This window comes from Trujillonella endophytica, assembly GCF_900110555.1.
Lineage (GTDB): Bacteria > Actinomycetota > Actinomycetes > Mycobacteriales > Geodermatophilaceae > Trujillonella > Trujillonella endophytica.
This window is the reverse complement of the sequence record NZ_FOEE01000003.1, coordinates 328,689-348,364: the sequence shown is the minus strand read 5'-3', so window position 1 is coordinate 348,364 and position 19,676 is coordinate 328,689. Positions and strand designations below refer to the sequence as shown.

Annotated in this window: 17 protein-coding genes; 8 read left to right on the top strand and 9 right to left on the bottom strand. The window is 73.3% G+C overall.

The features are described 5' to 3' along the window. The first annotated feature begins 70 nt into the window (after positions 1-70). The 4 genes from BMY88_RS06900 (at position 71) to BMY88_RS06885 (ending at position 5,781) form a co-directional block, all read left to right on the top strand. Complete coding sequence (locus BMY88_RS06900; RefSeq protein WP_139220416.1) at positions 71-2,002, top strand: arabinofuranosyltransferase; 1,932 nt, start codon at positions 71-73, stop codon at positions 2,000-2,002. Between the two features lie 97 nt (positions 2,003-2,099). Next, positions 2,100-3,287, top strand: a complete 1,188-nt coding sequence (glf, locus tag BMY88_RS06895; RefSeq protein WP_091941468.1) for a UDP-galactopyranose mutase — start codon at positions 2,100-2,102, stop codon at positions 3,285-3,287. Continuing rightward, on the top strand, positions 3,287-4,885 hold the full coding sequence (locus BMY88_RS06890) for a glycosyltransferase (RefSeq protein WP_211435527.1): 1,599 nt from the start codon (positions 3,287-3,289) through the stop codon (positions 4,883-4,885). The genes glf and BMY88_RS06890 overlap by 1 nt, the downstream gene beginning before the upstream one ends. Next, on the top strand, positions 4,882-5,781 hold the full coding sequence (locus BMY88_RS06885; RefSeq protein ID WP_091941466.1) for a glycosyltransferase family 2 protein: 900 nt from the start codon (positions 4,882-4,884) through the stop codon (positions 5,779-5,781). The genes BMY88_RS06890 and BMY88_RS06885 overlap by 4 nt, the downstream gene beginning before the upstream one ends. A 74-nt stretch (positions 5,782-5,855) precedes the next feature. On the opposite strand, the gene BMY88_RS24115 is transcribed toward BMY88_RS06885, so the two are convergent. The 4 genes from BMY88_RS24115 to wzm are packed head-to-tail and all read right to left on the bottom strand — an operon-like array spanning position 5,856 to position 9,325. Continuing rightward, positions 5,856-6,716, bottom strand: coding sequence for a TylF/MycF/NovP-related O-methyltransferase (locus BMY88_RS24115; protein ID WP_244524499.1), 861 nt, complete (start codon positions 6,714-6,716; stop codon positions 5,856-5,858). Between the two features lie 43 nt (positions 6,717-6,759). Continuing rightward, entirely contained in the window at positions 6,760-7,680 is a 921-nt protein-coding gene (gene glfT1 / locus BMY88_RS06875; RefSeq protein WP_091941462.1) for a galactofuranosyltransferase GlfT1, read from the bottom strand. Continuing rightward, positions 7,677-8,450 carry a galactan export ABC transporter ATP-binding subunit Wzt/RfbE gene (wzt, locus tag BMY88_RS06870; RefSeq protein ID WP_091941460.1) on the bottom strand — a complete coding sequence of 258 codons (774 nt, stop codon included), beginning with the start codon at positions 8,448-8,450 and terminating at the stop codon, positions 7,677-7,679. Before wzt ends, glfT1 begins: the two co-directional genes overlap by 4 nt. 41 nt (positions 8,451-8,491) lie before the next feature. Beyond that, on the bottom strand, positions 8,492-9,325 hold the full coding sequence (wzm, locus tag BMY88_RS06865) for a galactan export ABC transporter permease subunit Wzm/RfbD (RefSeq protein ID WP_091941458.1): 834 nt from the start codon (positions 9,323-9,325) through the stop codon (positions 8,492-8,494). Positions 9,326-9,645: 320 nt separating this feature from the next. Here wzm and BMY88_RS06855 point away from each other — a divergent pair, with 320 nt between their 5' ends. Together BMY88_RS06855 and BMY88_RS06850 are read left to right on the top strand one after the other, a co-directional pair. Beyond that, the gene (locus tag BMY88_RS06855; RefSeq protein ID WP_091941454.1) at positions 9,646-11,244 is read left to right on the top strand and encodes an LCP family protein; all 1,599 of its coding nucleotides are present in this window, start codon (positions 9,646-9,648) and stop codon (positions 11,242-11,244) included. 164 nt (positions 11,245-11,408) lie between these two features. Next, positions 11,409-12,953, top strand: coding sequence for an LCP family protein (locus tag BMY88_RS06850; protein ID WP_091941452.1), 1,545 nt, complete (start codon positions 11,409-11,411; stop codon positions 12,951-12,953). A 60-nt stretch (positions 12,954-13,013) separates the two neighbouring features. Here the strand turns inward: BMY88_RS06850 and BMY88_RS06845 are convergent, their stop codons facing one another. From BMY88_RS06845 to BMY88_RS06825, 5 genes are all read right to left on the bottom strand, one after another. Further along, on the bottom strand, positions 13,014-14,228 hold the full coding sequence (locus tag BMY88_RS06845; RefSeq protein ID WP_091941450.1) for a glycosyltransferase family 87 protein: 1,215 nt from the start codon (positions 14,226-14,228) through the stop codon (positions 13,014-13,016). Further along, the gene (dprE2, locus tag BMY88_RS06840) at positions 14,225-14,980 is read right to left on the bottom strand and encodes a decaprenylphospho-beta-D-erythro-pentofuranosid-2-ulose 2-reductase (protein WP_091941448.1); all 756 of its coding nucleotides are present in this window, start codon (positions 14,978-14,980) and stop codon (positions 14,225-14,227) included. The genes BMY88_RS06845 and dprE2 overlap by 4 nt, the downstream gene beginning before the upstream one ends. After that, positions 14,977-16,332 carry a decaprenylphosphoryl-beta-D-ribose oxidase gene (gene dprE1 / locus BMY88_RS06835; protein WP_280138703.1) on the bottom strand — a complete coding sequence of 452 codons (1,356 nt, stop codon included), beginning with the start codon at positions 16,330-16,332 and terminating at the stop codon, positions 14,977-14,979. Before dprE1 ends, dprE2 begins: the two co-directional genes overlap by 4 nt. Positions 16,333-16,408: 76 nt before the next feature. After that, the gene (locus tag BMY88_RS06830) at positions 16,409-17,431 is read right to left on the bottom strand and encodes a decaprenyl-phosphate phosphoribosyltransferase (RefSeq protein WP_244524497.1); all 1,023 of its coding nucleotides are present in this window, start codon (positions 17,429-17,431) and stop codon (positions 16,409-16,411) included. Then, positions 17,428-17,973 carry a phosphatase PAP2 family protein gene (locus BMY88_RS06825; protein ID WP_091941446.1) on the bottom strand — a complete coding sequence of 182 codons (546 nt, stop codon included), beginning with the start codon at positions 17,971-17,973 and terminating at the stop codon, positions 17,428-17,430. The genes BMY88_RS06830 and BMY88_RS06825 overlap by 4 nt, the downstream gene beginning before the upstream one ends. Before the next feature lie 82 nt (positions 17,974-18,055). Between BMY88_RS06825 and BMY88_RS06820 the strand changes: the two genes are divergently transcribed. Both BMY88_RS06820 and BMY88_RS06815 read left to right on the top strand, forming a co-directional pair. Continuing rightward, positions 18,056-18,859 carry a TIGR03089 family protein gene (locus BMY88_RS06820; protein WP_244524496.1) on the top strand — a complete coding sequence of 268 codons (804 nt, stop codon included), beginning with the start codon at positions 18,056-18,058 and terminating at the stop codon, positions 18,857-18,859. Positions 18,860-18,902: 43 nt separating this feature from the next. After that, positions 18,903-19,676 carry a CoA transferase subunit A gene (locus BMY88_RS06815; RefSeq protein ID WP_091941444.1) on the top strand — a complete coding sequence of 258 codons (774 nt, stop codon included), beginning with the start codon at positions 18,903-18,905 and terminating at the stop codon, positions 19,674-19,676.

Here is a 19,676-nt window from a genome sequence, read left to right as displayed (position 1 = left end):
TCACCCGGCGTGGGAGGCTTCCCGGCGCCTCCGCGCGGCGACGGGCCGCGCACCGCAGGAGAGGGTGGACATGGACCAGGTTCCCGGTCGGGACCCGCGACCGGCCGGGACGTCGGAGGGCGCCCGCCACGGACGGCGCCTCCTCCTGCTCCCCTGGCTCGGGGCCCCGGTGGCGGTGCTCGCGGCCTGGCTGGTGCTGCCCCCCGGCAGCGACCTGCGCTCGCAGTACCAGATCTCGGTGCTGGTCCTGGCCGCCGCGCCCCTGCTGGCCTGGCTGCTCACCCGCGGCAGCGCGCTGGCCCACCACAGCGCCGGGGCCCTGGTGGCCGCGCTGCTGCCGGCGATGACGCTCATCTCGCTGCAGGGCACCGACTGGTACTTCTCCGCCGTCCAGGGCGACCAGGCCTTCCGGTACGAGTATGCCACCCGCTTCGCCGACGACCTCAGCCTCTCCGACTACACCTACGCCGACGTGCCGGCGTTCTACTCGCCGGGCTTCTTCTGGGTGGTCGGCCTGGTCTCCAAGGTGACCGGGATCGAGGCCTGGCGCACCTACACGTGGGTCGCGGTCGCCACCCTGTACCTCGCCGGCGTCGTCGCGTACTTCCTGTGGCGGCGCACCTGCGGCACCCGGCTGTCGGCCGCCCTCCTCGCGGTCACCGTCATCGGGCTGCCGTCGGCCGACCAGGCGTGGATGTGGTCGCAGACGCTGCTGTTCTCCGGCGCCTACGAGCCCTACGCGTGGCTCGTCGCGCTCTCGGCTCCCGCCCTGCTCACCTGGTACGCCTCCTCGCCCGGGCGGCTCGACGTGCGGCGCGGCGTGCTCCTCGGGGTGGCCATCGGTGTCGCCGCGTGGCTGTACGTCCTCTACGCCCTGGTGATCGCCCTCGCCGCCGTCGTGGTCGTGCTGCTGCAGCGGCGGGAGCGGGCGCCGCTGGAGCTCGCCCTCTCCGGCCTCACCGCGATCGTGCTCGTCTCCCCCTGGCTCGGACCGTTCCTCGTCGAGTGGCTCGACGCCGGCATGCCCACGTCGGACGCGCTGACGTTCATCGAGCCCGACGGCTCCTACGGCACCCTCGTGACCGCCGTCGCCTCGCCCTGGCTGCTGGTCGCCCTGGGCGGCGCGGTGACGCTGATGACCGCCGACCCCGAGGTGCACCGCCGGCTGCGCGGCGTGCGGGCGCTGGCCGCCACCGTGCTCGGGCTCGGTCTGGCCCAGGCGGTGCTCGGCCAGGCCGGCCAGGGCGTCCTGTTCCACCGCCTCCTGCTCGTGCTCGGGATCACGCTCCTGGCCGCGGGGACCTTCGCCGCCTGGATCCTGTACCCGCGGCTGCGGCCCCGCCTGGCGGCCGCGGGGGCGGTGCTGCGCCGGCCGCAGCGGGTCGCGGTCGCCGTCCTGGCGGTCCTGCTCGTCGTCGGGCTCGGCGGCCACGCCCGCGAGTGGACGCTGCGCGAGACCGAGGCCGAGCTCCGCCGGCTGGCCCAGGACACGCCCTACCCGGACGGCTCCTTCCCGCGGACGGCGTCGGCCGAGACGCGGGAGAAGTACGGAGACTTCACGCCGACCGCGGACCTGGACGCGGCCATCCGGGAGGCCGCCGCCGCCGCCGGGCAGGGCGAGCCGGGGCCGGTCCTCACCGACAACGTGGCTCTCCTGGCCACCACGCCGCTGCACGGCTACCAGCAGTGGTGGGGGCTCTACGCCAATCCGCTCGGCGAGTACCCGGTGCGCCGCGCGTTCCTCGAGGGCCTGGAGGACCTGCCGGCCGCCGACCTCGTGCAGCGGCTGCGCGAGGACCCGGACGCGCCCGCCGTGCTCGCCCTGCAGCGCGACCCCGACGAGCCGGACACCGTGGTGTTCCGATCCATGGACTGGGACCCCTCCCAGGGCGGCTCCCTGCACTGGTCGGTCCGGCTGCCCGTCGCGCTGTTCGACGACCCGGCCTTCGAGACGGCCACGGTGGGGACCTGGGTCGTCGCCGCCCTGCGGACGACGGACTGAGACTCCTGGGACGAGAGGGACGGGCCCGTCTCAAAATCGCCCCACACGCCCGCCGCGTCCCATCCGCCGGCGGAGTCCGCCGGTACAGTCGCCAGGCGTGACTTCAGCACCACCTGATCTCGTCGTCGTCGGTTCCGGGTTCTTCGGGCTCACGGTCGCCGAGCGGGTCGCCACCCAACTGGACAAGCGGGTGCTGGTCATCGACCGCCGCTCCCACATCGGCGGGAACGCGTACTCCGAACCCGAACCGGAGACCGGCATCGAGGTGCACGTCTACGGCGCGCACCTGTTCCACACGTCGAACGAGCGGGTCTGGCAGTACGTCAACCAGTTCACCGAGTTCACGGGCTACCAGCACCGGGTCTTCACGACCTACTCCGGGCAGACGTACTCGTTCCCGATGAACCTGCTGACCCTGTGCCAGTACTTCGGTCGCAGCTTCACCCCCGACGAGGCCCGCGCGCTCGTGGCCGAGCAGGCCGCCGAGATCGACACGGCCGCCGTCGGCAACCTCGAGGAGAAGGCGATCTCGCTGATCGGCCGCCCCCTCTACGAGGCCTTCGTGCGCGGGTACACGAAGAAGCAGTGGCAGACCGATCCGACCGAGCTGCCCGCCGCGGTGATCGCGCGGCTGCCGGTCCGCTACAACTTCGAGAACCGCTACTTCAACGACACCTACGAGGGCCTGCCCAAGGACGGGTACACGGCCTGGCTGCAGCGGATGGCCGACCACCCGAACATCGAGGTGCGGCTGTCCACGGACTACTTCGACGTCCGCGACGACCTGCCCTCCGACGTCCCCACCGTCTTCACCGGGCCGATCGACAAGTACTTCGACTACGAGGCCGGCGAGCTGGGCTGGCGCACCCTGGACTTCGAGACCGAGGTGCTGCCGGTCGGCGACTTCCAGGGCACGCCGGTGATGAACTACGCCGACGAGGACGTGCCCTACACGCGCATCCACGAGTTCCGGCACTTCCACCCCGAGCGCGACTACCCCACGGACAAGACGGTCGTCGTCCGCGAGTACTCGCGGGCCGCGGAGTCCGGCGACGAGCCCTACTACCCGATCAACACCCCCGAGGACCGCGCGAAGCTCGAGCGGTACCGCGAGCTGGCCAAGAAGGAGGCCGTGGACCGGCGCGTGCTCTTCGGCGGCCGGCTGGGCACCTACAAGTACCTGGACATGCACATGGCGATCGGCTCGGCGCTGAGCATGGTCGACAACCGCATCCGCCCCTTCTTCGACCAGGGTGGCGCGCTCGACGGCCGCCTGGAGGACTGATGGGCGTCGACGTCTACCAGCTCGTCGAGGAGCCGGACTGGTTCTCGGCCCTCTCCCCCCGCGAGAGCCGGCTGCTCCAGGGCGCGCTGGCCTACCACACGCTGGTACGACCGGGGCAGCGCGTGCGCCTCACGGTGCTGCGCACCGACGGCCCCCACCCGCCGTCGCTGACCGACCAGTCGACCACCCGCATCGAGTGGCCGTCGGACCGGACCGTCGTCGGCACCATCGAGGCGCAGGCCACCGGGACGCCGGTCTCCGCGACCGCCGCGGTGGACGTCGTGGTGGACCTCGGCGGCCCGCCGGAGTCGCTGATGCGCCTGGAGCGCCCACCGGGGCGGGTCCACGAGGTCCGCAGCGCCGTCCGCGCGCGCATCCCCGTGGCCTTCGACGTCGCGCGCCAGAAGCGCACCGACCGGCTGGAGAACCGGCGGCTCTCCCGGCCCATCCCGCGGGTCGGGCGGTCCCAGACCCGCGGGACCGGCTCGGCCTCCGGCAGCCCGCGCGCGGTGCTGTTCGGCCTGCACTGGCTCGAGCTCGGCGGCGCCGAGAAGTGGGCGGCCGAGACGGTCGGGATGGCGCGCGACGCCGGCCTGGTCCCGATCGTCCTGAGCGACCGCCCCTCCGGGCACCCCGACATCGCCCGCCCGGTCTTCGACGACGCGCTGGTCATCCCGCTCTCCCACCCGATGACGGGCGAGCAGGAGTCCCGGCTGCTCAGCGACCTGTTCCGGCGGTTCGACGTCCGCGGCGTGCACGTGCACCACTGCACCTGGCTGTACAACCGCCTGCCCTGGATCCGCGCGCACTACCCGGGGACGTCGCTGGTGGACTCGCTGCACGTCCTGGAGTGGCGCACCGGCGGGTTCGTCGACATCGCGCTGCGGATGTCCAACGTGATGGACTCCCACCACGTCATCTCCCCGCAGCTGCGCGACTATCTCGTGGACCGGCAGGGACTGCCGCGGGAGAAGGTCAGCCTCGCGACGCTCGCCGACCTCACCGTCGATCCGGCCGGCTCCCCCGCCGTCGCCGCGGCGCCGCGGGCCCCCGGAGCGCCGCTGACGGTGGCCTTCGTGGGCCGCTTCACCCAGCAGAAGCGCCCCTACCTGTTCCTCCGCCTCGCCGCCCGGCTGCACAAGCGGCTCGGCGACCGGGTGCGGTTCGTGATGCACGGCGACGGCGAGCTGGCCGCGGAGGTCCGCGCCGACCACGCGCGGCTCGGCCTGGCCGGCGTCGTGGAGCTGCGCGGGACCGGCCGCCCGGTCGCCGACACGCTCGCGGAGGCCGACGTCCTGGTCATCAGCTCCGACAACGAGGGCGTCACGCTCACCTCGTTCGAGGCCGACGCCCACGGCGTGCTCGTGCTCAGCGCCGACGTCGGCTCGCAGGCCTCCGTCGTCCCCGAGGCGATGCTCGTGCCCCGCGCGCCGCTGGCCTTCCTCGCCGCGGCCGAGCGGGCCGTCGTGCAGCTCTGCGACGACCCGGGCCTCGCCGCCCGCCTGCTCCTCCAACAGCGCAGCCGGGTGGACGCCTTCGCCGCCCTGCCGCGAGCCCGGGACTGGACCCGGGCGCTCTACGAAAGGTGGGCCTCATGACGAACGTGGCCGCGGTCATCGTCACGTACAACCGCGCCGACAAGCTCGGCAAGGTCGTCGAGAACGTCCTGGCCCAGGACCGCCCCGCCGACCAGGTGATCATCGTCGACAACGCGTCGACCGACTCCACGGCCGAGGTGCTGGCCGCCTACGAGGGCCGCCCCACGGTGACCGTCGAGCGGCTGAGCGAGAACACCGGCGGCGCCGGTGGCTTCGCGCACGGCATGTCCCTGGCCTACGAGCAGGGCGCCGACTTCGTCTGGATCATGGACGACGACTGCTACGCCGACTCCGACGCCCTCCGCACCCTGCTCGATGGGCACGCGCGGGCCGAGGACAGCATGGGCATGCGCCTGCCCTTCGCCTGCTCGGTCGTCCGCTGGACCGACGGCGACATCTGCGAGATGAACAACCCCGAGCCGACCTGGGACTGGGGCAAGCTCCTCGCGCGCGGCGAGCAGAGCGTGCTGGTGAACTCCTGCTCGTTCGTCTCCGTGATGTTCCCGCGCTGGGCGCTCACCCAGTTCGGGCTGCCGCTGGCCGAGTACTTCATCTGGTTCGACGACCAGGAGTACACCCGCCGCCTGTCCAAGGCCGGGCCGGGCGTCCAGGTCCTGACCAGCGGCGTCCTGCACGACCTCGGCGTGAACCGCGGCGTGAACTTCGGCGACGTCAACGCCGGCAACATGTGGAAGTTCGAGTACGGCGTGCGCAACGAGGCCTCCTACCGCTGGCACCACGAGGACGCGTTCGCGGCCCTGCGCTTCGCGCAGCGGCTGTTCAGCGGCCTCCGCGGCGGCGGGGTGCCGTGGCCGCTGCGCCGCCGGCTGGCCCGCAAGTGGGTCGAGGGCATCCGCTTCGACCCGAAGCCGCGCTTCCCCCGCACCGTCCTCTGACGGTCGGACCTCACGACGCCGAACGCCGGTGTCCCCGCACGGGGGGACACCGGCGTTCGGCGTCGTGGACCGGCTCAGCCCCAGGGCGTCGTCAGCACCGTGGCGACCAGCTGCTCGTGGTCGAGGCTGTAGGCCTCCCAGCGGTAGGTGACACCCGTCCGCTCGACGAACTCCCCCCAGGCCCGGTGCTCGTGGTCCTGCCAGCCGGGGTAGTTGAAGTACTCGTCGAAGACCACGATCGTCCCCGGCACCAGTCGGTCGCCCAGCAGGTCGAGCACCGTCTTCGTGGAGGAGTACAGGTCGGCGTCCAGGTGCAGGAAGGCCACCGGTCCCTCGTGCTCGGCGAGGAAGCCCGGGAGGGTGTCCTCGAAGAGCCCGACGACCAGCTCGGCCCCCGGCACCTCGGGCAGCGCCTCCTGGGCGAAGGCGCCCACCGGGAAGTCGCTGCGCCAGGTCTCGGGCAGGCCGCTGAACACGTCGAAGCCGACCACCGGTCGACCGGGGCACTCCTCGGCGATGACCCGCAGCGTCCCGCCGCTCCCGACCCCGAACTCCAGGACCAGCCCGGGGAGCTCACCGACGAGGCGGAGCCCGTGCCGGAGGGTGTCGTGCGGGTCCGGGTAGCGCGGGAGGCCCGGCATCTGCTCCAGGACGAAGCGCGTCGTCTCCTCCAGCGCGAGGACGTCACCGGCGAACCCGATGTCGCGACGGTGCCGGTGCTCGTAGCCGGCGATCGCCTGCTGGGCCCGCAGGACCTCCGCGCGCAGGTCCTCGACCTGACGGCCGAGCGCCTCGGCGCGCTGCTCGGCGCGCTGCCGCTCGGCCTCGGCCAGGCCCACGAGCTGGCGCAGGAGCGCCCGCGTCTCCTCCGGCCGGGCCTCCTGGACGGCCTCCCGGGCAGCCTCTCGCGCGGCGCGCACCAGCTTCCCGCGCACGGCTGTCCTCGCGCGATCGATCATCTCTGTGTCCTCCGGGACGTCATCCGGCGCTGCCGGGTGGGCCGAATCGCTCCTGGCGTCCGGCGCGGGTGAGGGTGAGCCAGCTCCGCAGCCCGCGGACGTCCTTCCGGCTCAGGAAGAAGTAGCCGAAGCGGACCAGTTCCAGGGGGAACAGCCAGCGCATGCCGGGCTGGGCCATCAGGTACCCGCGGTTGCGGTAGACGTAGAACCGCTTCACGTCGTCGGACGGGTACTGCGCCGACAGGCGACCGCCGAGGATCGGCAGGAACTCGTCACCGCCCTGCGGGTGCAGGTAGCGGACGCGCATCGTCGTCCCGAACCGCAGGCCCGAGCGCGTCAGCCGGCGGTGGATCTCGGTCTCGTCGCCGCGGATGAACAGCCGCAGGTCGGGGACGCCGACCGCGCGGAAGGCGTCGGCGCGGAACAGCGCCCCGTTGAACAGCGAGGCGTAGGACGGCAGGAACTCGTCCGGCGCGAAGTCGGCGACGGCGGACCGCCAGCGCAGCCCCCGCCGGAGGGGGAAGGCCAGCCGGCCCGGGTCGGCCTCGTCGACGACGGCCGGCGACACCTCCGCCAGGTCCCGCGCCCGCGCCTCCTCGAGCAGCGTCGCGAGGACGGCGGTGCCGTCGGGGCGGCCGTCGTCGTCGGCGCACCAGACCCAGTCCGCGCCCAGCGAGAGCGCGGTGAGCAGCCCGAGGGCGAAGCCCCCGGCGCCCCCCAGGTTGGCGTGCGAGGGCAGGTAGACCGTCTCCGCGGCGCACTCGGCCACGACCGCGGCGGTCTCGGCCGACGCGCCGTTGTCGACGACGACGACCCGGTCCACCGGCCGGCTCTGGCTCGCCACGCTGCGCAGGCTCTCCCGGAGCAGCGCATCCCTGTGGCGCGTGACGATCACCGCGACGACGAGCTCGCCGGGCGGTCGGGCGGCGGACGCGGTCATGCCGCGCCGTGGCCCTTCTCGAGCGGCCAGGCCTCGGGGCCCTTGTAGGCCGTGAGGACCTCCTTGAGCGACCCCTGCTGCTTGATCCGCCCGTGCTCCATCCAGATCGCGCTGGTGCACAGCTGGCGCAGGAACTCGTCGGAGTGGGAGGCGAACACCAGCAGGCCGGCACGCGCGACGAGGTCGCCGAGGCGGTCGCGGGCCTTCTCCAGGAAGGCCGCGTCCACGGCCCCGATCCCCTCGTCCAGGAGCAGGATCTCCGGGTCGATGCTGGTGACCACGCCCAGCGCCAGGCGCACCCGCATACCCGTGGAGTAGGTGCGCAGCGGCATCGAGAGGAAGTCGCCGAGCTCGGTGAACTCCGCGATGTCGTCGACCCGCTTCTCCATCTGCTTGCGGGTCATGCCGAGGAACAGCCCGCGGATCAGGATGTTCTCGTACCCGGAGATCTCCGGGTCCATCCCGACGCCGAGGTCGAACACGGGCGCGACCTTGCCGTGGACGACGGCGGTGCCACTGGTCGGCTCGTAGATGCCGGCGAGCAGCCGGAGCAGCGTGGACTTGCCGGCGCCGTTGTGGCCGACGAGACCCACGCGGGCGCCGTCCTCCAGGTCCACCGTCACCTCGTGCAGGGCCTGGATGACCGGGACCTTCGCGCCGCTGTCGATGTTGCCGCCGACGACCCCGAGCACCGTCTTCTTCAGCGAACGGCTCTTCGCGTCGAAGATGGGGAAGTCGACCGACGCGTCGCGCGTCGTGATGCTGACCACTGGTGTGCCTCTCTGGCGTGGACGCCCGGTACCGCGGACCGTCAGACCCAGTACGCGACGCGGGCGCGGTAGCGCCGCATCACGAGGATCGCCAGGACCCAGCCGACGACGGTGATCGCGAGGACCACCAGCCAGTGTCGGATCTGCTGGTCGGCTCCGAGCATGGGCGCACGGATGATCTCGATGAAGTGCAGGAAGGGGTTGAACTCCGCCAGGCGCGCCCGATCGGCGACGTCGGGGTTGGGGCTGTTGATCAGATCGTCGTAGATCCAGACGATCGGGGTCAGGAAGAACATCAGCTGCACGATGCTCTGCGTGATCGGGGTCAGGTCGCGGAACCGCGTGCTGATGATCCCGGCCAGCAGCGCGACCCAGGCCCCGTTCAGGACGATCAGCGCGAAGGCCGGGATGGCGGCGAGGCTGCGCCAGGTCAGCGGCTGCGGGAAGACGATGAGCATCACCGCGTAGACGACGAGGTTGTGCGCGAAGAACAGCATCTGCCGCCAGATCAGCCGGAACACGTGCACGCTGATCGGCGAGGGCAGGTGCTTGATCAGGCCCTCGTTGGCGATGAAGACCTCGGAGCCCTCGTTCACGCAGCCGGAGATGAATCCCCAGACGATGAAGCCGACGAGGATGTACGGCAGCTGCTCCTCGAGGGGGTTGCCGAACAGCCCGGCGTAGAGGATGCCCAGCGCGATGGCGGTGACGGCCATGCTGATGGTGATCCACAGCGGGCCGAGGAGGGACCGCCGGTAGCGCTGCCTGATGTCCTGCCAGCCGAGGTGGCCCCACAGCTCCCGCTGCCCCCACCCCGCCCGGAGATCCTGGAAAGCCCTCCCGAGGGGCGACGGGGTCACTGCTGCCGAACTCACTCCCGCACGGTACCTGCGGGGGCGGGCCGCCCGTGGCAGGCGGCGGGTGTCCCGGGACGGGTGCGACCCGTGGGACGGACCGGTCCACCGAGGCCCGGCCGGCGCCCCGCGACCGCCTCTCCCCCTCGCGAGCGCCGTCCCGTCCCGTCCGTCCCAGCCGTCCCGTGTCGTCCCCGCTCCACCCGCTCCCCCGCGCCGTCGCCACCTACTCTCGCGGTGCGCCCCTCGGCGGTCGATGCGACCGCGCGCAGGTGACGGATGGGTCCCACGCAGCGGACCGGGACCGGGGGCGCGCGCCAGCACCAGGGAAGGACGCCTCCGTGAGCCCGAAGAAGCCCACCCCGCCCGGCGAGTCCGGGCGGTCGGCCGAGCCCGGAGCGTCGGGCGACCGGTCGCTGCCGCCCCGCCTGGACCCGCGGGTGGGCCGATCCGGCTCCAGCCGGGCGCCGAGGCCCGCCGCGCCCGCCGGCCACGCACCGGCGGACGCCGCCGGCCCCGCCCGCCGTGGCCGCACCCGCCGCACCACCATCGTCGTCCGCGCGCTGGCCGGGCTGCTGTCCGCCGTGCTGCTGTCCACCACCGGCTGGAGCTGGTACCTGGGTCAGGTCGCGGAGGCCTCGGTCAACCGCACCGACGCGATCCCCGACACCGGCAACGAGGGCACCGGCGAGGCCACGGAGGCGATGAACCTGCTGCTGGTCGGCAGCGACAGCCGCGCCGACCTCACCGACGAGCAGCTGCGCGAGCTCAACGCCGGCGAGGACTCCGGGCTCAACACCGACACGATCATCCTGGTGCACGTGCCCGCGGACGGCTCCGCGGCGTCGTTCGTGTCCTTTCCGCGCGACTCCTACGTGAAGATCCCCGGCTACGGCTGGGACAAGCTGAACGCCGCCTACGCCTACGGCTACAACGGCGTGGACGACTCGATGCCCGAGCCCGAGCGGCAGGCCGGTGGCGCGCAGCTGCTGGTGCAGACGATCTCCGAGCTGACCGGCCTGCAGATCGACCACTACGCCGAGGTCGACCTGCTCGGGTTCTTCCAGCTCAGCAGCGTCGTCGGCGGCGTCGAGGTCAACCTGTGCGCGGCCGTGGACGACCGCGCCTACTCGGGCGCCGTCTTCGCCGCCGGCCCGCAGACCATCTCCGGCGCCGACGCGCTGCGCTTCGTCCGGCAGCGGCACGGCCTGCCGCGCGGCGACTACGACCGCATCATCCGCCAGCAGGTGTTCATCGCCGGTGTCCTGCGCAAGATGCTGTCCGAGGACGTGCTCCTCGACCTGGGCAAGCAGCGGCAGCTCGTCGAGGCGGCCTCGCAGGCACTGACGGTGGACGAGGACCTCGACCTGTTCGGGCTCGCCCGCCAGATGCAGTCGGTGACCGAGGGCAGCATCGAGTTCCAGACGGTCCCCTACGTCGGGGACGAGCGGGACGAGCAGGGTCGCTCGATCATCCGGCTGGAGGACGAGGAGACGCTGCACGCGTTCTTCGCGCAGCTGTCCGCCGAGCCCGCGGCGCCCGCCGAGGAGCCTGCGGCACCCCCGGCCACCGTCGACCCCGCCTCGGTGCCCGTCGAGGTGCTCAACGGCTCGGGGACCCCGGGGCTGGCCGCCGACGCCGCCGGCGAGCTCGAGGAGGCCGGCTTCCCCGTCGCCGGCACCGGCAACGCCGACTCCGCCGACTACACGCAGACCGTCGTCCGGCACGCCGCCGGGGACGAGGCGCTCGCCGCCACCGTCGCCGCAGCGGTCCCCGGCGTGCTCGTCGAGCTCGACGACACCCTGACCGCCGGCACGGTGCAGCTCGTCCTCGGCGAGGACTTCACCGGCATCGGCGTGCCCGTCACCGCGGCGACCCCGGCCGACGAGGTGGCCGGGGAGGACCTGCGGACGGCGCAGGACACCACCTGCATCAACTGAGCACCCCCGCCGTCCTCACGGGGCGCGGTCCCGGCGTCACCCAGGGCACCGAGAACAGCTACGCGCTGCCCACCTGGTCAGTTCTTGCCATTCCCGGCCGAGCCGCCGCCGTCCCACACTCGCCTCGATGACCTGAATCGCGGAGGCCGAGGGAGGGACGAGGGGTGAGCACCAGGAGGCCCGATCCCCACGGCGGCGACGGCCGGTCCCTGCCGCCCCGGCTGGATCCGCGCCTGGGCCGGGCCGGCTCCGGCCGGCCGGCGCACCCCGGCGGGCACGATCCGCTGGCCGCCGACCGTCCCGCTCGGCGCCCCACCCGGCGCGCCACCGTCGTCACGCGCGTCCTGGCCGGCGTGCTGTCCGCCGTGGTGCTCGCGACCACCGGGTGGAGCTGGTACCTCGGGCAGCTGGCCGAGGCGTCGATCAACCGCACCGACGCGATCCCCGACAGCGGCAACGAGGAGTCCGGCGACGTCCCGGAGGCGATGAACCTGCTGCTGGTCGGCAGCGACAGCCGCGCCAACCTCACCGAGGAGCAGCTGCGCGAGCTCAACGCGGGCACCGACTCGGGCCTCAACACCGACACGATCATCCTGGTGCACCTCCCGGCCGACGGCTCCGCGGCGTCGTTCGTGTCCTTTCCGCGCGACTCCTACGTCGAGATCCCGGGGCACGGCTGGAACAAGCTGAACGCCGCCTACGCCTTCGGGTACAGCTCGGTGGACGACGGCCGGCCCGAGTCCGAGCGGCAGGCCGGCGGCGCGCAGCTGCTCGTGCAGACGATCTCCGCGCTGAGCGGCCTGCAGATCGACCACTACGCCGAGGTGGACCTGCTCGGCTTCTTCGAGCTGACCAGCGTCGTCGGCGGCGTCGAGGTCAACCTGTGCGCGGCCGTGGACGACCGGGAGTTCTCCGGCGCCTTCTTCCCGGCCGGCCCGCAGGTCATCTCCGGCGCGGACGCGCTGAAGTTCGTCCGGCAGCGGCACGGCATCAACGGCGACTACGACCGCATCATCCGCCAGCAGGTGTTCATCGCCGGCGTGCTGCGCAACATGCTGTCCGGCGACGTGCTGCTCGACCCCGGCAAGCAGCGCGACCTGGTGGAGGCGGTCGCCCGGTCGCTGACCGTGGACCAGGACCTCGACCTGTTCCAGCTGGCGCGGCAGATGCAGTCGGTGACGCTGGACCGCATCGAGTTCCAGACCGTCCCCTACGTCGGCGACGACCGGGTCGACGGCGCCGGGGCGATCGTCCGGCTGGAGGACGAGGAGACCCTGCACGCCTTCTTCGCCCAGCTGTCGGCGGAGCCGGCGCCGGATCCGGCCGAGCCGCCGGCCACGGTCGACCCCGCCTCGGTGCCCGTCGAGGTGCTCAACGGCTCGGGGATCTCCGGTCTGGCGGCCGGCGCCGCGGGCGAGCTCGAGGAGGCCGGGTTCCCCGTCGCCGGCACCGGCAACGCCGACTCCAGCGACTACACCCGAACCGTCGTCCGGCACGCCGCCGGGGACGAGGCGCTCGCCGCCACCGTCGCCGCGGTGATCCCCGGGGTGCTCGTCGAGCTCGACGACACCCTGACCGCCGGCACGGTGCAGCTCGTGCTCGGCGAGGACTTCACCGGCGTCGGCGTGCCCGTTCCCGCTCAGCCCGCGCCCGGCGAGGTCACCGGCGCCGACCAGCGCAACGCCGCCGACCGGAGCTGCATCAACTGAGAGCGCTGCGCCGCCTCCGCCGGACGCGGAGGGGGCCGGGACGCCTCCTCTGCCGCCTCCCTAGCGCCGGAGCTGCTCCGCCTCCGCGGGACGGGCCGGCTCGGCCGCCTGCGGCGATCGGACGTCTCGCGGCGGGAGCACGGCGTACCGCCAGGCCAGGACCAGCAGGATGGCCAGCAGGGAGAGGCCGACCCGGACCATGACGGTGCCCCAGATCGTCGGGACGTTCGCGGGGTAGCCCAGGGCGAGGACGGGCAGGAGCAGCGGCCACAGTACCGCCGTCCGCCCCGTGACCGCCCCGGGCCGCCCCGCGATGACGAACACGGGCACCAGCAGCAGCGCGTAGTGGGACCAGACCACCGAGGAGGCGAGGCTGCTGGTCAGGAGCAGCAGCACGCCGACCTCCACGACGCGCACGACCGGATCACCGCCGGTCCGGCGCCAGCGGACGACAGCAGCGCCGACGCCGATCACGACCATGACGACGCGCAGCCCCAGGACCAGCTTCTCGGGGAGACCGGCGTAGTCGAGCAGGTGCGCCAGGGATGCGTTCGCCGGGTTCTCGGTCTTCTCCTGGCCGCGGAGCAGGCTGGGGATCGTGACGTCGAAGAAGTTGCCCGGGTCGGCCACCAGCAGCAGCGACAGCGCCGATCCGACGACGGGGATCCCGACGGCGATGGCGAGCGCGCGGGGGCGGAACGCGAGGAGCGGGAGCAGCAGCAGGCCGATGAGGAACGGCTTGACCACGATGCTCAGCCCGAGCAGCACGGCGAAGGTCGTCCACCGGCCCCGGGCGGCCGCGGCGAGGATGAAGGGCAGCATGGCCAGCGGGACGAACTCGGAGTTCGCCACGGCGATGAGATCCCCGCCGGCATAGCTGGTCAGGACGGCCAGGGAGACCGCCGGAGCGAGCCAGCGGGGGCCGGGCGCGGCCAGCAGCCGCACCGACGCCGTGGCGAGGACCACGACGGCGCAGCAGCACAGCAGGACGCCGACGCCCATGCCGTGACCCTCGCGCAGGAGAGCGAAGGGAGCGGCCAGGACCGCGGAGGTCGGGAGGTAGAGGAAGCCCTCGTCGATGAAGACCGGTGCCCCGTCGAGGAGGTGCCGTCCCGCGTACCAGACGATCCGCAGGTCGCCGGCGTTCTTGTAGCCCTGCCAGACGCGGACGGCGGCGATGGCGACGACGGCCATCCAGAGCGCCCGTTCCGCGGTGCCGGACTCCCGGACCTCCCTGACCAGCGCTGCCCGTGCGGCACGCAGCGCCACGGTCACAGGGGGAGTTTACGGAAGATCGCGCGGGGGGCGTGCCGGAGACCGCTCATCACCCAGCGCATCGCGCCGGGCACCCACACCGTGTGCCGACCCTTGCGGACGCCGGTCACGATCGCCTCGGCCACCGCCTCGGGCGTCGTGGCCAGCGGCGCGGGCGGCAGGCCCTCGGTCATCTTCGACCGCACGAAACCGGGGCGGACCACCAGGACCGAGGCCCCGCTGCCGACGAGGGAGTCGGCGAGGCCGCTGAAGAAGGCGTCCATCCCGGCCTTGGTCGAGCCGTAGACGAAGTTGGAGGCCCGGGCCCGCTCCCCCGCGACCGAGGAGAGCGCGACGATCGTCCCGTGCCCCTGGCGGCGCATCCGCTCGGCGAGGACGGTGCCGACGACGACGGGTGCCACGTAGTTGACCTGCGCCAGCGCGGCGACGGCGTCCGCGTCCCGCGCCAGCTGCGACTGGTCGCCCAGCTGGCCGAAGGCGACCAGGGCGACGTCGACGTCCCCGCCGGCCGTGGCCGCGGCGACCATCCGCGCCGGCGACGCCGGGTCATCAGCATCGAAGTCGACGACCTCGACGGTCCCCCCGGCGGTGCGCAGCTCCTCGACCACGGCGCTGCGCCGGTCGCTGTCGCGCGCGGCCACGACCACGCGCAGCGGCCGTTCCTGCAGGTAGCGGCGGGCGGTGGCGACGGCGATGTCGGAGGTTCCGCCCACCAGCAGCAGGGAACCCACGGAGCCGAGCGCGTCGATCACAGGTGCAGCCTCCTGGCCAGGTCGGAGGTGAAGAGTCCGTCGGGGTCCACGCGGGCACGCACGGCGCGGAAGTCTTCCAGCCGCGGGTACATGCGCTCGAACACCTCCGGGCGCACGCGGGAGTCCTTGGCGAGGTAGGTGCGCCCGCCGACGTCCACGACGAGCTCGTCCAGCTCGTCCAGCAGCGCGGCCAACCCCCGGACGACGGGGATGTCCAGCGCCAGCGTCCAGCCCGGCGAGGGGTAGGACAGCATCCCCGGGTTGCCCTCGCCGAACCGCTTGAGCACGGCCAGGAACGAGGCGTGCCCGGAGCCGCTGATCCGCTCGAGCAGCCGGCGCACCGTCTCCTCGTGCCCGAACGGCACGGTCACCTGGTACTGCACGAAGCCCCGCGGGCCGTAGATGCGGTTCCAGGCGCCCACGCTGTCGAGCGGGTGGAAGAAGGTCGGGATGCTCTGCAGCTGGTCCCGCTTCCGCGCCGGCGCCTTGCGGTACCAGAGCTCGTTGAACGCCGACACCGTGGCGAGGTTCAGCAGGCCCGGCGGGAAGACGTCGGGGACCGAGAGCTTGACCGCCTGCGAGTACCGCAGGGGGTCCGCCTGCTTGCGGGCAGGCAGCTCGTCGCGCCGCGCGAACCGCCCGCGGGTGAGCACCGACCGGCCCATGCGGGCGCCCTTGGCGACGCAGTCGATCCAGGCCACCGAGTAGTCGTAGAGGTGGTCGGACTCGGTGAGCAGGGCCAGCAGCGAGTCCAGGTCCGGCGTCCGGTCGGTGTCGACCAGCGTCTGCGAGGACTCGATCGGCTTCATCCGGACCCGGGCGCGCAGGATGACGCCGGTGAGGCCCATGCCGCCCGCCGTGGCCCAGAACAGGTCCGGGTCGGCGTCCGCCCCGAGCGCCGGGTCCTGCGCGGGACCCACCCGGCGGACCTGGCCGTCGGCGGTCAGCAGGTCCAGCCAGCGCACGTGCTGGGCGAAGCTGCCGGCGACGTGGTGGTTCTTGCCGTGGATGTCGGCGGCGATCGCCCCGCCGACGGTCACGTAGCGGGTGCCGGGGGTGACCGGGACGAACATGCCCAGCGGGACGAAGAGGTTCATCAGCCGGTCCAGCGAGATGCCGGCCTCGACCTCGACCTCCGCCGCGGCCAGGTCCACGTCCAGCACGCGGTCCGCGCCGGTCATGTCCAGCACGTGCCCCCCGGCGTTCTGGGCCGCGTCCCCGTAGCTGCGGGCCAGCCCGCGCGCGACCAGGCCGCGGCCCCGGGCCTCGGCGAGGACCTTGCGCACGTCGGCCTCGTCGCCCACGCGCTCGAGCAGCGCGGGCGTGGGCGCGGTGCGCCCCCACCCCGTCAGAGTCTCAGGGCTTCGCCCGGCCCCCTGCAGGGTCCCGCTGCGAGCGTGCGAGGCGTGGGGGGAACGGGGTCCCTTTTCAGACACCGTAGACACCCAGCGCCATGGTGGCGGCCCAGATCACGCCGAGGGCCAGCAGGACCCGGTCGCCCAGGACGATGTCCTCCGGCGCCCCGGCCTCGCCCTTGTCGACGTCCCGGGCGTACAGCAGGATCGCCAGCACGAACGGGGCGATGGAGATCAGCGACCAGGGGGCGCCGTCCTGGGTCTCCCCCATCTCGAAGGCCCACAAGCTGTACGCGGTCAGGGTCACCGCGGCCGACAGGCTCCAGACGAAGCGCAGGTAGCTGCCCGAGTACTCCTGCAGCGTCTTGCGGGTGGCGGCAGCGTCACCGATGAGGACCAGCTCGGAGTAGCGCTTGCCGGCGACCATGAACAGCGAGCCGAAGGCCGCGACGAGCAGGAACCACTGCGACAGCTCCAGCCCGGCGGCGACACCGCCGGCGATGCCGCGCAGCAGGAAGCCGGAGGCGACGACCGCGAGGTCGATGACCGGCTGGTTCTTGAGGAAGAGGCAGTAGCCCAGCTGGATCACCACGTAGCTGCCCAGCACCCAGGCCAGGGCCGGCCGGGTGAGCAGCACGGCGATCACGAGCGCGGCGACGAAGAACACCGCCGCCATCGACAGGGCCAGGCTCTTGGGCACGATGCCCGCGGCGATCGGCCGGAACCGCTTGCGCGGGTGCCGGCGGTCCTCGTCGACGTCGATCGTGTCGTTGACCAGGTAGACGCCGGAGGCGGCCACGCAGAAGAGCAGGAACGCGGCGGCCGTGGGGCCCAGCACGTCGACGTCGAACACCTTGCCCGCCGCGAGCGGAGCCGCGAGGACGAGGACGTTCTTCGCCCACTGCCGGGGCCGCACGGCGCGGACGACGCCCCAGGCGAAGGTGCCCCGCCAGCCCTCCAGGCGTGGAGCCAGAGGGGGCGAGGCCGGTGGGGACGGCGGAGCGGCCGGGGCCGGGGTTGCGGCCGGGGCCGGCGCGGCGCCGGCCGGGGCGACGGCGGCGTCCGGGGAGCCGGGCTGCGAGCGGGTCACGGTCACGCCTTCCTACCTTCGAGTCGGGTCAGGCGCCGCCGGACGAGGGTCGCCGTGCCGGCGCCCAGTGCCGCCCCCGAGACGACGTCGGACGGGTAGTGCACGCCCAGCAGCACCCGCGAGACGAGCATCGCTGCCGTCAGGCCGGCCATGGGAGCGCGGCCGACCATCGGCGCGAAGCCGACGGCGGCGGCAGCGGTCGAGCAGCTGTGCGCGCTGGGGAACGAGAGGCGGCTCGGTGTCGCCACCAGCGCCGGCACGTCCTCCAGCTGCGGGCGCACCCGCCGCACCACGCGCTTGACGACCACGCCGGCGGCATGGGCCGCCACGACCCCCGCGGTGCCCGCGACCCAGTCGGCGCGGCGCCGGCCGGACAGCCAGCCGGCCGTCCCCAGCGCGATCCAGCCGAGGGCGTGCTCGCCGAAGTGGGACATCCCCTGGGCCACCGGGACGGCGGGAGTGGAGCCCAGGGCCCGCCGGGTGGAGCGGAGCAGTGCATGGTCCAGGCGTACGAGCCGGGAACCGGCGCTCCGGGAGGTGGCGGTCATCGGAGGAACTGTAACCGCGCCGTGACCTGACAGCCCGGGAACGCGCGGGGGGAACCGCCCCGTCACAGGGCACTCTCGTCGCGTGCGCATCACGAAGCCCTCCACACCGCCCGACCTCCTGCGCGCGGCACTGCGTCGCGCGCCGGCCGCTCCCCTGCTCACGCACTACGACGACGTCGCCGCCTCCCGGGTGGAGCTGTCGGCCACCACGTTCGCCAACTGGGTGGCCAAGACGGCCAATCTCCTGCAGGAGGAGTTCGACGTGGGGCCGGGCAGCCGCGTGGCGCTGGTCCTGCCGGCCCACTGGCAGACCGCCGCGGTGCTGATGGCGGCCTGGAGCTGCGGCGCCACCGTGTTCGAGCCGGCCGCCGAGGACGACGGCGCGCTGGCCGACGCCGACGTGGTGCTGGCCGACCAGGGGCGGCTGGGCCCGCTGGAGGAGATGGACGTCCCCGAGCTGCTCGGGCTGTCGCTGCACCCCATGGGCGCGGGCATGACCGGCTACGCGGGGCCCGCCCGCGACTTCGCGATCGAGGTCCGCACCCAAGGCGACGTCTTCACCCCGTGGCAGCCGCCGGAGCCCACCGCCCCGGGCCTGCTGGTCGGCGGGCTGGAGCTGACCCTCGAGGGCATCGTGGACACCGCCGCCGAGCTGGCGGGACGGCTGGGGATCGGCGAGGGCGACCGCATCCTGGTCGACACGCGCACCGCGGCCGAGGCCGGTCCGGTGGCCTGGCTCCTGGCGCCGCTGGCCGCCGGGGCGTCCGTCGTCCTCGTCACCGCTCCCGACCTGTCCCGGCTCCCCCGGCGGGCGACCGATGAACGCGTCACGGCTACGCTCGGAACCCGCATCGAAGGCATCCGCGAGCTGGGCCGCCCCACCTGACGCGGGAGCAGGCCGGCCGCACGCGACGGACGGTGGTTCCTGCATGGACAAGGTGGTGGCCTCCGCACGCGAGGCGGTGACCGACATCGGGAGCGGGGCCGTGCTGGCCGTCGGCGGCTTCGGCCTGTGCGGCGTGCCGATCCGGCTGATCGCGGCGATCCGCGACGCCGGCGTGCGCGAGCTGACGACGATCTCGAACAACTGCGGCGTCGACGACCAGGCCCTCGGCGTGCTGCTGTACGCCGGTCGGATCCGCCGGACGATCAGCTCGTTCGTCGGCGGCAACAAGGAACTGGCCCGGCTGTACCTGTCCGGTCAGCTGGAGGTCGAGCTCACCCCGCAGGGCACCCTCGCCGAGCGGCTGCGCGCCGGCGGCGCGGGCATCCCGGCGTTCTACACCCCCACCGGCGTCGGCACGATGGTCGCCGACGGCGGCATCCCGGTGCGCTACGACGCCGAGGGCACCGTGGTCGAGACCTCCAAGCCCAAGGAGGTGCGCGAGTTCGGCGGGCAGCAGTACGTGCTGGAGACCGCGCTGACCGCCGACTTCGGACTGGTCCGCGCCGCGGTCGGCGACCGGCACGGCAACCTGGTGTTCGCCCGGTCGGCGGCGAACTTCAACCCGCTGGCGGCCATGGCCGGGCGGGTCACCATCGCCGAGGTCGAGCGGCTGGTCGAACCCGGCGAGATCCCCGCCGAGCACGTCCACCTGCCCGGGGTCTTCGTCGACCGGATCGTCGAGGTGGGCCCCGAGGGCAAGGGCATCGAGAAGCTGACCACCCGCCCCCGGACGGCCAGCACCCCGGAGGGGAACTGA